Origin of the sequence: Agrobacterium sp. V1 (assembly GCF_030518355.1) — a bacterium.
GTDB classification, from domain to species: Bacteria; Pseudomonadota; Alphaproteobacteria; order Rhizobiales; family Rhizobiaceae; genus Agrobacterium; species Agrobacterium cucumeris.
On record NZ_JAULSF010000003.1, the window covers coordinates 163,531 to 176,418 of the forward strand.

The window sequence follows — 12,888 nt, forward strand, 5'->3', positions numbered from 1 at the left end:
CTGTTAGCGCCGAAGATTTCACGACCGTTACGCGGTGTGACCTGCAGACCGATCCTGGGCGGAGTGTTGGAGCCGCGGGGAACAGAAAGTGAAAAGGTGATCTTGAAGCCGGGCGAGAAGCAAGGCGTGCCCCGGTGCGGTCGCCGGACAGATATCCATTAACCAGTGGCCCAAATGGGCAGTCTCCCTGCTATCGATCCAGCTGCATTTTGGTTTGGCGATCGGCGGGCAACCGAATGCGGAACTACATATGAACGGAAAAAACTTCGCGGTGTCCAGCATGTTCTTCATGCTGGGATTGTGCTTTGGAAGCTGGAGTTCACGGATCGCAACAGTCAGGGATGGGCTTTCAATGTCGGACAGCATGCTGGGAAGTGTGTTGCTCGCCATGACGTCCGGCCTGTTGATTTCATTACCGGTATCGGGGTGGGCAATCTCGAGATTTGGCAGCAGGACCGTTGGTGTGTTCACAATTATCACCATTGCCACTCTGCTCGCTCTGGTGCCTTTTATTGCCAGTGTTTCCCAATTAGCTCTCGTAATGTTTGCCTTCGGGTTCTCTTACAGCGCTGTCAATGTCTCAAATAATACGCAAGCCAGTATTGTCGAGAAAATCAGCGGCGAAACCCGGTTACCGTTCTTTCACGGAATATGGGGACTGGCAGGTTTCGCTGGCGCAGGATTAGGCGCTCTTTCCATTGGTCAAGGCGTAAATCTGTCTCTACATTTTGGGCTGATATCTGCTATAACAGCAATATCGGCCTTGGCTTGCTGGCGATTTCTGTACAACGAGCCAAGCCTCGAACAGACGGGCAGGGCATTCGCAATACCGGACAGGTCGTTGTTCAATTACGGTCTGATAGCTTTCTTCGGCATGGCATGTGAAGCGATCATGTATGACTGGAGCACCATTTATTTTCAGGACGTCATCTCGCCTGATCAGCGATATGTTGGCATCGGCTTTGCAGTATTCATGGGCGCGATGACTGTTGGCAGACTGTTCATATTGAACAGGTTCGTAAACCGGTTTGGCATGAGAAAAACACTGCAATGGAGTGGAATATTTATTCTGGCGGGATTCGGAACAGCAATTCTATTTCCAACTCTCGTAATGTCGACAATCGGTTTCTGCCTGGCAGGCCTCGGCATCTGCGGCGTCATTCCGTTGGTCGCGGGCGCTGCCGCCAGATCTTCAACAATGGCCCCAAGTTCCGCGATTGCGTCTGTTCTGACCATTGGATTTGCGGGGCTTCTCGTTTTTCCGCCATTAGTCGGGTTTATCTCTGACGCGATTGGTCTTCGGTATGCATTTCTGATTGGCGTATTTTTGGCGATCGGGACGATCTATCGGGCGAGCAAAATACCGGAATAGCATCCGCCGTAAGGGTTTGGCTCAAGAGGTAGCCGTGCTTATACAAACCGGACTCTACGATCGGTCCGAAGCAACGGCGAAGCCCCATCGCCGCGATCAAGTACCGAATACTGTGTGGCGACAGGTCGGTGCAGCAATCCCATTCATCAGTGGAGACTGATGGTCTTATCCTGTCAAGAAGGACGATCATGCGCGAACACATAGCCGGTAAAAGCCATCATTTCATCTTTTCACTTTGCTCCTGCCATGAAGAAGCAAAGCAACTGTCATCGTCGAAGCCCGCAATTCCCATTGAATCGAGCCGGAGTGACATTCGCGGCGATAAGTTGCGATTCTTCAACGCGTGGCGTGCAAAACCTCTGCAAATCGCGGCGCTAGCACCCTCCGGTTCTGCTCTTGCCCAACTCATGACCAAGGAGCTCTCACCCAAGACGGGGAAAGTTCTGGAATTGGGTCCCGGGACTGGTGTATTTACCCGTGCTATCTTGAGGCGTGGTGTTCCAGAAACGGACCTGACTCTGGTTGAGTTCGAGGAAGCATTTGCAGAACTTCTGACTAACAGATTCCCTGACGCCACCGTGCTGCAAATAGATGCATCCTCCCTGCCTGCTGATACACGCTTAGAGCAATCCAGCTTTGGCGCCGTTGTCAGCGGCCTTCCACTCTTGTCGATGCGGCCGCGAACGGTGATGCGAATTCTCGAGGGGGCCTTTGCCGCGCTCGGACAAGGGGGATCGTTTTTCCAGTTTACCTACGGCCCTACCTGTCCTGTTGACAGAAAACTACTCGATCGCCTCGGGTTAAAGGCAACTCGGATCGGTGGCACAATTGCGAACTTTCCGCCGGCAAGCGTCTACCGGATATCGAGACGAGCGGTTCGCACCTCCGCAAGGTTGGTCGAAAGCATCTGATCTAGCAAATGAGAGGAAGAGCATTGTGATTAATCGCCATTTCTTTCTGACTACACTTCCGAAGGACAAGCTTTCCGCAGATCATTTTGAGAGACGTGAAACTGAACGTCCTGTTCCGGCGGAGGGAGAAGTTCTTCTCCGAACGTTGTACATGGCTTTAGATGCCGCAAGTCGAGCGTGGATGCACGGGGCCACCTATCGGGCAGGCCTTGCGAGCGGCGATCTCATGGCCGGTATGTCGCTGGCAGAAGTGATCGAGTCGCGCTCGTCCAACCTGGCACCTGGCGATCTTGTCTTCACGGAAACGGGTTGGCAGGTTTTCGCCGTCGTCCCGGCACAGACCCTTACCAAGCTACCCAGAATTGAGCCGTTGAGCCATCTGGTCAGTATCTACGGCGTTCCTGGTCTCACGGCCTATTTCGGTCTGCTGGAATGCGGCCAACCGAAGCCGGGTGATACGGTCGTCATATCCGCCGCCGGTGGTGCGGTCGGCTCCATTGCCGGTCAGATCGCCCGGATCAAGGGTTGCCGCGTCGTTGGAATTGCTGGCGGCCGTGCAAAATGTGCTTTGTTGACCGCGGAGTTGGGCTTTGACGCAGCCGTCGACTACAAGGCCGGTAATCTCTTGGAAGATCTAAAGTCTGCCTGCCCAGACGGTATCGATGTTTATTTCGATAATACCGGAGGAGAGGTGCTGGATGCCTGCTTGGCCAACATGGCACAATATGGGCGGATCGTTTGCTGCAGGGCAGTTTCCCAATATGATGCGGGTACTCCGGGTGCTGGTCCAAGCGGTTTTCCGGGTCAGGCTATATTGAAGAGCCTAACCATCCGTGGCTTCCTCCTGTTTGACTTTCTTGGGGAGCAAGAGCGCGCAATCTCCGAACTAAGCGGCTGGGTCAATACAGGTCAGATAGAGGTTCGCGAAGATGTTCTGGAAGGCTTTGATTCTCTCCCGAGTGCCCTGGTTGGCCTGCTTGCAGGAGAAAATGTCGGCAAGAGAATGGTAAAGGTCTTTTAGTCGTCATCCGCCGCGTCTGCCTTGCCGGCCAAGCGAATGGTGACAAGTTCGCGGATGGCTGATTTCAAGAGTTTTCCGGTGGCATTGTGGGGAAGTTCGTCAACGATGATGACTTCGTCCGGAATGCTCCACTTACCAACCTTGCCGGAAAAGAGCGAAACCATATCGTCGTGTGTGAATAGCGCATCGGGTTGCAGCTGCACGACGAGAACGGGCCGCTCTCCCCAACGTTGATCCAGTTTCGCAACTGCCGCCGCCTCTTTAATTGAGGGATGCGCCTGCGCGATGTTTTCCAGTTCAATTGAACTGATCCACTCTCCGCCGGACTTGATCAAGTCTTTAGTGCGATCAACGATCTGAACGATATTGTCTGCATCGACCGTGACGACATCATTCGTGTCAAACCAACCATTGTCTTCATGTGTAGAGTTTTGTCTGCTGTTAAAGTAGTCGGATGCAATCCAGGGGCCACGAACCAGCAGGTTGCCCATGGCCTTGCCGTCACGTGGGATGGGTTTGCCGTCAGCGCCGTCAACACGAATCTCCACACCGTAAATCGGTCGGCCCTGCTTGGTCAGATTGAGCGCTTGCTTTTCCGACGAGAGATTCTGATGTTTTGGCAGTTTTGCTGACACCAAGCCGATAGGGCTCGTCTCTGTCATGCCCCACGCATGTCGTACCAGGATGTTTCGGCTTTGGAAGCGGTTGATCATATCGAGCGGAGGCGCTGACCCACCTACGGCAATTCGTTGAAGGCTGGATAAGGACTGGGCATTTGCATCAACCCAGTCAAGCAGCGCCATCCAAACGGTAGGGACGCCGCCGGCAATGGTGACGCCTTCGCTTTCGAACAGGGAATACAGGCTTGCTCCATCGAGGTTTGCGCCGGGCATGACCAGCTTGGCCCCCACAATCAATGCGGAGAAAGGAATACCCCAGGCGTTGACATGGAACATGGGCACAACGGGAGTGATGACGTCGCAGACGGTAAAGCCGAAAATCTCAGGCAAACAAGAGGTCAATGCATGCAGCACGCTGGATCGGTGGCTGTAAAGCACACCTTTGGGATCACTCGTTGTGCCCGACGTGTAGCAGAGACCGGAAGCCGTGTTCTCATCCAATTCAGGCCAATCAAACGCCTCGGATTCTGGAGCGATCAAATCTTCATAGCAAAGCAGATTTGGCAGAATGGCAGATCTTGGCATGTTCGCCTCGTCCGTCAGTACGACAATTGCTCTCACGTTTTCAATCTTTGGAGCGATCGCTTCCAGTATCGGCACGAAGGTCAGGTCAACGAAGATAACGCTGTCATCGGCATGGTTCACAATATAGGCGATTTGATCGTGAAAGAGGCGTGGATTAATCGTATGGCAAATGAACCCGGAGCAAGAGACACCGTAATAGAGCTCCATATGCCGGTATCCATTCCATGCGAGTGTTCCAACGCGATCACCTGATTTCAGGCCCATCCTCTGGAGCGCGTTCGCCAACTTCTTGCTGCGCTGATCAAGATCGAAATATGTATATCTGTGAATTCCACCTTCGGTCGCGCGTGAAACAATTTCTGTATCACCATGGTTTTCGACCGCATGCTTCAGTATTGATGAAATCAACAGGGGAACATTCATCATCATACCGCGCATTGCTGTTTCCTCCTGGTTTGGTGAAGTAAATTGTAGTGCAGAGCCGAAGTTCTGAACGGTCAGGTTCAGTCGATTGACGCTTGCTGGCGCCTGAGTCGTCTCAGCGCATATCCGCCGGTGAATTTTGCGCAATGACCCGATGGATTTCTGTGCGCAGCATCGTCAAAATCCACGCCACATCGGCAGTTGCAGATGGAATTGCCTGCCTCAGTGCAACAAAACCGTGGACATTCCCTTTCGCTTCATGAAACCAGACGTCTACGCCTGCTTCCGCCAGCGCTGTCGCATAAGCCCGTCCCTGGTCGCGAAGCGGATCGAGCCCTGCAGTGACAACAATGGCTGGTGGCAAGTCATCGAGATCTGCAAGTACCGGTGAGGTACGGTGATCTTGCGCATCGGCGACGTAGCAGGTGATAAACCAGTCCAGCATCGGTTCGGTTAGCAGATAACCGTCGGCAAATTCCTCAGCACTCGGATATGGGCGACTGATATCCGTGGCCGGATAAATAGGCGCCTGTATCAGTACCGGCACTTTAGCCGGACGTTCTCGCAAGGCGAGCGCACTGACGATTGCAAGATTTCCACCGGCAGAATCGCCAACGAGGATCAGTCCAGACACATCGAAGCCGAGTGCAGCTGGACTTTCGGCCACCCAGCGGGTGGCGGTCTCACAGTCATCTGGCGCTGCTGGCCACTTCGCCTCAGGCGCTAACCGGTAATCAACGGCGATGACAGGTAGATCAAGTACGCGGGCCATCTCCGCGCAGAAGCTGGCATGAGAATCGAGGTCGCCAACGACAAACCCGCCGCCGTGGAAGAACACCACTACCGCCGTTATTCCCTGTCTCGCGCGTTGATCGAACATCCTTGCACGGATCAGGCCATTCGCACTGGGAATCTCGAGATCACGTATGACAGCCAGATCTCCCATGGGCAGATCGGTCATGCTCACATCCTCAAGAAAGCGCGAGCGTGCCTCCTTGGGTTCCAATTCGTGAAATTTGGGGCCTGGCATATCGTTCAGGCTGTTCAAGAACGCCTGCACATCTGGCCGAACAAGTGGTGGAAATGCCGCTCCGCGAGCCATATGCCCTGGTCTCCTCTGCCAAGTTAAAATTCGACTGCAATTAGAAGCGCTTGCTGCGTGCCCTCGCCGGGAAGAACGCCTCCGGGCATCAGGGGCGCGGCTACAACACAGTGTTCATCTGAAGATGAGAGGTTCCCGGGTAAGATCGAGCGCTTCGAAATCATCCCGATCAGCCCAATAATCCTGCGAGTGGCGCCACGGGTCTCGGTTGCCGCTTTTCGGTAGCAGCTCTGCCCCGCGCGTGACGAAGCCAGGATTCCATTCTTCAGTATCGAGCACGGAGCCGAGCTTCATGCTTCGGTCTTCATCCTGCAGTTTTGGGGTAACGGACTTTAAGCCCTTAGAGCGCATGAAGTTCAGTATTCTACAGACGAGGTCGCCGACAAGTTCGGCTCTCACCGTATAGGCGGCGGAGCGGAAATAGCCCGCCACCCAGGCGAGGTTGGGAACGTCCGTAAACATCAAGCCGCGGTAAGTTATGGTCTGCGCCATGTCGAAAGCAGCGCCATCCTTGGTAATCTGGATGTCGCCGAATGCGTTGACGTTGAAACCTGTTGCTGTGACCACCAGATCCGCTTCAAGCAGCTTTCCAGACTCCAGGAGAACGCCATTCATCGTGAATCTGTCGATTTCACCTGTGATCACACTTGCCTTGCCGCTGTTAATCGCGTTGAAGAAATCGCCATCCGGGATCATACAGACACGCTGTTGCCACGGCTTGTAATGCGGGACAAAATCGTCTGGCAAGGCTCCGCCAAGCGCGCTGCGGACGCCATCAAGCATTTCCTTCATCGCCACTTCTGGATTATCAAGGCTGTGGCGGACCCAGGCATTATGCTCCTTCAGGAGCTGCTGGCGCAGGATTTCATGGATCCATTCTTTCGATATGTCCAGTTGGCGCAGTTGCGTCGCCAGCGGATGTTCATTCGGCGAAGCGAAATAATACGACGGGGGGCGTTGAAGCTGGACGACGTGCTCGGCCTCTTCACTAAGGGCAGGAACGAGCGTCGCAGCCGTAGCTCCGGAGCCAATCACGACAATCTGCTTGCCAGCGTAATCATAATCTTTCGTCCAGCGTTGCGGGTGAATTATATCGCCCTTGAAATCGCTCATGCCCGGCCAGTCTGGAGTGTACCCTTCAAGATGCCGATAATAACCTTGGCACATCCAGAGAAAATTGGCCTTGATCGTTACGACCTCCTGCCGGTCAGTTTGAACACTGACAAACCAGCACGAATGTGTACTCGACCACATGGCGCGCAGTGTCTTATGGCCATAACGAATGTGCTTCTGAAGATCGTAGTCGTCGATAACGTCACCTAGATATTGAAGGATTGCGTCACGTCGCGCGATCGGGGGACCTTCCCACGGCTTAAAGCTGTAGGCGTAGGTGAACAGATCGCTATCGGATCGCGCACCCGGAAAGCTGTTTGAACGCCAAGTCCCGCCATGGCCATCGAGAGCGTCGAGCATAACGAAACTCGCCCAGGGACAATCACGAATGAGACGTGCAGCGGAGCCAATGCCCGAGATGCCGGCGCCGACAATCAAAACGTCGAAATGCTCAATTTCTGGCTGATCAGTGTTAAACACACTCAGCACTTTGGTACTTGTTTGCTCGTTCATCTGCTTCCTCCCATCGTCAGGACGGGCCACGAACCATAAAGCGCTCAAGCAACCTCCTGTGCTTCAGCCGTGATGGGTGGGACGATCTTCTGACGTCCAGCGACAATAGAATTCGTCAGTCAGAAGGCGCCAGTTGGCCTCACGCCAAAAATGTGGCATTTTGAGCCAATGGAGAACTCGCTACATCAATTGCCGATGACGGTAAGCTATCTACGCCTTCTGTGCCGCGCCTACGGAACGGAGAGCGATCAGGTTTTGGCGGGCACCAACCTGACGGAAGGCGACCTCGACAACCCTCATGCGGAAATCAGCCTCTTCCAGCAGGTTCGGGCGATCGACAACCTGCTCACGCTCTTTGGGCCAGGCTTCGTGTTCCTGAAACCGGACATTTGGAACACCTCCATCCATGGGGCAGTCGCAATCGCGGCCATGTCAGCGCCAACAATTGGGGACGGGGTGGCGGTGTTGCCCCGCTACGGCCCGGCGCGAACGCCGTACCAACGTGGAGTGATCAAGCCTTCAGGCACCTATATGCTGCTGGACTGGGAGGTCACTGTCCCCCTTACCGAGGCGCAATGGCTACCGATGATGGAGGTCAATTTTCTTGCTATTCGTTCGATGATCCGGGCGGCCCTGGGCGGTGAGGCACTTGAGTTGGAGTTTGCATTTGCCGCGCCTGCTCCGCCTTACGCGGCTCGCGCACGTGAAGTTCTCGGCGAGAAGGTGCAGTATGGTGCGCCGGTCAATCGAGTGAAATTTCCGCAATCCTGGTGGCCTATGCGGTCGGTCACCGCAGATCCCGTCCTCTATGAGAGGGCGATCGACGAGTTGGAACTCACCCTGCAGCGCCGGCAGGAAAACTCAGTCCCGCTTCAAGGGCGCGTGGAACGATTGCTGCAGACAATGCCCGATGGACGTCCAAGCGCCGAGATGGTGGCTGCGAGCCTGGGTCTATCGCGGCGAACGATGGTGCGTCGACTTCAAGAAGCCGGAACTAGTTTCAGGGAACTGCTTGATAGGGAACTGCGCCGCAGGGCCACAAAGTTGAAAGAAATGAGGTTGCGACGCGATGATATTGCCTCGCGGCTGGGATATGAGGATCCGGCGAGCTTCAACAGGGCTTGGCGGCGCTGGTTCGGTCCGGCGATAAAGAAACAGCTTTAGTCATTGCACCAGTCCCGCGCCGACAACGCGACGCTGATTGCGCCTGAGCCGTGAGATCAATGGCCGGTGGCCAGCCTTCGCAGAGCGGCGCGGCCGAATTCTTGAATGGCTCAAATTGCCACGACTTTGGCCCGTCCACCGATGGCGAAGCGGCGGGTGACGCCATAGGTGAATAAGGGCCAACTTGATGGCGCGTTCAAGTGATTGGCCGCAATCCAAATTAAGCAAGGAGGGACCGAGGCAATGAAACGATTTGATGGCAAGAGGGTGTTGGTGACCGGCGGGACCAACGGCATGGGGTTGGCGGGTGCCGAACGGCTGTTTGCAGAGGGTGCGGCTGTCACGATCACGGGACGATCGGCAGAGGGCATTGCCAGGGTATCTTCGGAGCTACCGTCCGATATTCGGGTAATTCAAAATGACGCCGCCGCACCCGACGCGGGGAGCAATCTCGTCGCGCAACTCGATAATGGTGAGATGCTTGACGGACTGTGGCTCAATGCCGGTATCGTTGGCATACGCCCGTTTGACGATGTCAACGCTGCGTTCTTTGATCAACTGATGAATACTAACGTTCGCGGTCCGGCCCTGCAGCTTGCCGCACTGGCGGAGCGGCTAAACGATGGGGCGTCGATTGTCCTGACCTCATCGACGTCTGCTTACGAGCGGACGGCCATTACCAGCATCTATTCGGCGACCAAGGGCGCGCTCGTGTCGATGGCACGATGCTGGGCGACTGCTCTCTCACCACGCAGCATCCGCGTCAATGTCCTGGTTCCGGGTGCGGTAAAGACGAACCTCCGCAGCTTCCTGTCGGCCGAGCAGGAGCTTGAATTTGAAGAGCGCCTGACGTCACTGGCGCCGCTATCACGCATTGCGGAGCCTGGGGAGGCTGCAGCGGTGGCGTTATTCCTGCTATCGGACGACGCTAGCTACGTGACGGGAAGCCAATATGCCGTCGACGGCGGCCTCGTCATGTTCTGATCCAATGATGTTTCGTCTCATCGCGTCTCCTCAAATCTCCTTCGCACCTGACAAACCCAATTCCACCTCATTCACAAATTGCGATTGTTCGATGCGTTCAACATGCTGCGTCGATACTGAACTGGGGTGCAGCCGAGAACCCTCCGGAAGACTGTACTGAAAGCTGCCTCCGACAAATAACCTACGGAAAAGGCTATCTTTCGCACATTCCTTTCTGTCGATTGGAGGAGATCCGCAGCGAGTTGCATACGCCAGTTGGTGAGATAGCCGAGTGGGGTTTGCCCAACCACTTCGCGAAAGCGCACGGCAAACGTCGTGCGAGACATATGAGCGAGACCAGCTAGGTCCGCCACCGTCCAGCGTCGCGCGGGTTCGGCATGCATGCCAGCGATTGCCCGAAAGAGGCGCGCATCGGCAAGTGCACCCAGCCAACCTCCCTGATCCTCTGACGATTCCAACCAGAGCCGCAGTACCTGCAACAACATAATATGCGCCAGATGCTCAGCCATCAGCGCGCTACCGGGTGAATTTTGAGCCTGTTCCGCAGCAAGCTGCTCCAGAGACCATCTCAGCAACTCTGCCTGTCTAGATGCTCCACGGATGTGAACCACAGCAGGCAGAGATGCAAACAGCTGATCGAAGCGATTCTTCTCAAAAGAAAAGCGCCCGCCGATCAGAAAAAAATCGCCGCCTCCATTGCACGTTGCCATCCCGTTTAAAGCGCCGTCGTAGATTGATGCCGCCTCGATCGCTGGCAATCCAAGGCTACTGGCAGCAACAACGGGATAGCCGCGCGTAAACAGTACGCAATCCCCGGCCTCAATACGGCGCGGCTGCAGCTCGCCCTCCACCGTGAGCCAGCAAGAGCCCTTCATCACCGCGTTGAATTTTATCCCTTCGTGAGCCGGGAAATCGATTGCCCAGTCCCCGGCGGCATCAAGACCCACACTTATGGTTCCCTTGGGTTTCAATAGCGAAAGTGCGTTCGACAGAGGGTCCATGTTGCAAATCCGAACGATCGAAAAAGATATTTGCACTGTCTAGCATGGATTGTTCCATGCGTTTGCATCATCTTTTTCCGACAAGCAAGAAATACAGCCAACACCTATTGGAGAGTTTACATGACTAACCACCAAAAGCCGCTTCCTTCAGGTTTCGGAGCCGATAGCTCAACAGCTGACGTTCTGTCCAATATCGACCTCTCCGGGAAGCAGGTGATCGTAACCGGGGGACATTCAGGTCTGGGTCTTGAAACGACCAGAGCTCTGTCGAAAGCAGGCGCGGTCGTAACGGTCGCGTCCCGCAATCCCAACGAAGCACTAGTCGCGACGAACACTATCCCAGGTGTTATCGTAGAGGCACTCGATCTGTCAGATCTGAAAAGCGTCGATGCCTTTGCGGAAAAAATTCTCGACCAAGGCAGGCATATCGACATTCTGATAAACAATGCCGGTGTTATGGCCTCTCCTGAAATGCGCGTCGGCTTAGGTTGGGAGATGCAGTTTGCCACCAATCACCTCGGTCACTTCGCGCTAACGAACAGGCTTTGGCCGGTCTTGTCTGGCGGCGCCCGGGTCATTTCGGTTTCATCGGCGGGACACCATTTCTCTCCGATCCGTTGGGATGATCTTCACTTCGTTTCCGGTTATGACAAATGGATTGCCTATGGTCAGTCCAAGACGGCCAACGCACTCTTTGCCGTAGAGCTTGATCGACTTGGGCGCAAAGATGATGTCCGGGCGTTTTCTTTGCATCCAGGAAGCATCGCAACCCCGCTTCAGCGACATCTGACCGTTGAAGAAATGGTAGCGGCCGGCTGGATCGATGCTGACGGGAACCCACTTATCCCACTTAAATCAACGGAACAGGGCGCTGCAACTGCCGTCTGGGTAGCAACGACGCCACGGCTTGAAGGGTTGGGTGGGCTGTATTGCGAGGATTGTGATGTGGCTATTCGCGCGGACGACGGTACCCCTCCATTGACGGGCGTGAAATACCACGCCGTCGATGAGAAAGAAGCGGAGCGTCTTTGGGAGGTATCAGTTGAACTCACAGGGACAAATGCGTTCGAACGTCAGTGATGGCAAAAAGGAAATCGCAGACTAACGTATCAGATATTAGCGAAAGCTGGACGACGGAGGAATGTGCTGCTCCAGCACCCAGGCTTTGCTGTAGATGTTCTTCGATGATACCAGTGTCGAACGCGCCCGGCTGAAAAATGTAAAGTCAGGTAACACCGACTGGACTGGCGCTTCCTTAACTATAGGCCTTCCTCGGCCATCCAGATCGCTGCATCTGCGCCTGCAGCGATGCGCAGCGGAGTCGACGGATCGTTGGCAGCTTGCCAAATCGCCTCGGCAACATCGCGCACATGGGTGACGGGGCCCTTGTCGTCCTGAACATTCTTGATGAATTGCAGAAGAAGGGGAGAATAGTCTGCCTCATCCATCCCGCGCAGATGAGGGCGGGCATTGGTGCCAAAACGGGTTAGTGGCGAACGACCCGGCAAAACGATATGTACGCGGACGCCGAAAGGCTCCATTTCGATCGCCAGAGACTCGCTGAATGCATTCACGGCCGCCTTACTGGCGCGATATACCCCTATGATCGGTAGCGGTTTGACCGTCACCGAGGAGGTGACATTGATGATCACGCCAGCTCGGCGAACGCGCATCTGTGGGACAACCGCCTGGAGCATAGCCAGCGTTCCTATCGTGTTTGTCTGAAAGAGCGCCTGCACAGTCTGTGATGTGGTCAATTCGACCGGGGATGGTGCGCCGAGGCCGGCATTATTGACGAGAACATCGATGTGACCCACTGTCCCGACCAACCGTGCGATGTTTTCCGGTTCAGTAATGTCGAGCGCGAGAACACGCAGACGCTCGGATACCGGAAGCAAACCCTCATTGGGCGTTCTCATCGTCGCGATTACATCCCAGCCTCTTTCGAGGAACAGCTTTGCTGTCTCCAGACCAAAACCAGAGGAACAACCGGTAATCAATATTGTCGGCATCGTTATCTCCATATACGGGACTGACATTATGGTAGTGACCCGATGGAAGACTTTATATACGATAAAG

The 12,888-nt window shown here is 55.0% G+C and carries 11 protein-coding genes; 6 read left to right on the top strand and 5 right to left on the bottom strand.

The genetic code is table 11. The features are described 5' to 3' along the window. Window positions 1–250: 250 nt before the first annotated feature. The 3 genes from QSV77_RS24310 (at window position 251) to QSV77_RS24320 (ending at window position 3,304) form a co-directional block, all read left to right on the top strand. Window positions 251–1,372 (top strand): MFS transporter, encoded by a 1,122-nt coding sequence (locus QSV77_RS24310; RefSeq protein ID WP_302735426.1) that lies wholly within the window; start codon window positions 251–253, stop codon window positions 1,370–1,372. Window positions 1,373–1,560: 188 nt separating this feature from the next. Continuing rightward, a complete protein-coding gene (locus tag QSV77_RS24315) occupies window positions 1,561–2,283 on the top strand; it encodes a class I SAM-dependent methyltransferase (protein WP_302735427.1) in 723 nt (240 codons plus the stop codon). Between the two features lie 25 nt (window positions 2,284–2,308). Beyond that, on the top strand, window positions 2,309–3,304 hold the full coding sequence (locus tag QSV77_RS24320; protein ID WP_302735428.1) for an NADP-dependent oxidoreductase: 996 nt from the start codon (window positions 2,309–2,311) through the stop codon (window positions 3,302–3,304). Here QSV77_RS24320 and QSV77_RS24325 read toward each other — a convergent pair. The 3 genes from QSV77_RS24325 to QSV77_RS24335 all read right to left on the bottom strand — a co-directional run bounded on the left by QSV77_RS24325 (window position 3,301) and on the right by QSV77_RS24335 (window position 7,660). Beyond that, window positions 3,301–4,947 carry a long-chain-fatty-acid--CoA ligase gene (locus tag QSV77_RS24325; protein WP_302735429.1) on the bottom strand — a complete coding sequence of 549 codons (1,647 nt, stop codon included), beginning with the start codon at window positions 4,945–4,947 and terminating at the stop codon, window positions 3,301–3,303. The two genes, QSV77_RS24320 and QSV77_RS24325, sit on opposite strands and share 4 nt — an antisense overlap. 100 nt (window positions 4,948–5,047) lie before the next feature. Continuing rightward, on the bottom strand, window positions 5,048–6,034 hold the full coding sequence (locus QSV77_RS24330; protein ID WP_302735430.1) for an alpha/beta hydrolase: 987 nt from the start codon (window positions 6,032–6,034) through the stop codon (window positions 5,048–5,050). A 114-nt stretch (window positions 6,035–6,148) separates the two neighbouring features. Next, window positions 6,149–7,660, bottom strand: a complete 1,512-nt coding sequence (locus QSV77_RS24335) for an NAD(P)/FAD-dependent oxidoreductase (RefSeq protein ID WP_302735431.1) — start codon at window positions 7,658–7,660, stop codon at window positions 6,149–6,151. A 195-nt stretch (window positions 7,661–7,855) separates the two neighbouring features. Here QSV77_RS24335 and QSV77_RS24340 point away from each other — a divergent pair, with 195 nt between their 5' ends. Both QSV77_RS24340 and QSV77_RS24345 read left to right on the top strand, forming a co-directional pair. Continuing rightward, complete coding sequence (locus QSV77_RS24340; protein WP_302735541.1) at window positions 7,856–8,824, top strand: AraC family transcriptional regulator; 969 nt, start codon at window positions 7,856–7,858, stop codon at window positions 8,822–8,824. 243 nt (window positions 8,825–9,067) lie between these two features. After that, window positions 9,068–9,808 carry an SDR family oxidoreductase gene (locus QSV77_RS24345; RefSeq protein WP_302735432.1) on the top strand — a complete coding sequence of 247 codons (741 nt, stop codon included), beginning with the start codon at window positions 9,068–9,070 and terminating at the stop codon, window positions 9,806–9,808. Between the two features lie 71 nt (window positions 9,809–9,879). Here the strand turns inward: QSV77_RS24345 and QSV77_RS24350 are convergent, their stop codons facing one another. After that, entirely contained in the window at window positions 9,880–10,809 is a 930-nt protein-coding gene (locus tag QSV77_RS24350; RefSeq protein WP_302735433.1) for an AraC family transcriptional regulator, read from the bottom strand. 120 nt (window positions 10,810–10,929) lie between these two features. On the opposite strand from QSV77_RS24350, the gene QSV77_RS24355 reads away from it, so the two are divergent. After that, window positions 10,930–11,889, top strand: coding sequence for an SDR family NAD(P)-dependent oxidoreductase (locus QSV77_RS24355; protein ID WP_302735434.1), 960 nt, complete (start codon window positions 10,930–10,932; stop codon window positions 11,887–11,889). 179 nt (window positions 11,890–12,068) lie between these two features. Here the strand turns inward: QSV77_RS24355 and QSV77_RS24360 are convergent, their stop codons facing one another. Beyond that, window positions 12,069–12,821, bottom strand: coding sequence for an SDR family oxidoreductase (locus QSV77_RS24360; RefSeq protein ID WP_302735435.1), 753 nt, complete (start codon window positions 12,819–12,821; stop codon window positions 12,069–12,071). Window positions 12,822–12,888: the final 67 nt, after the last annotated feature.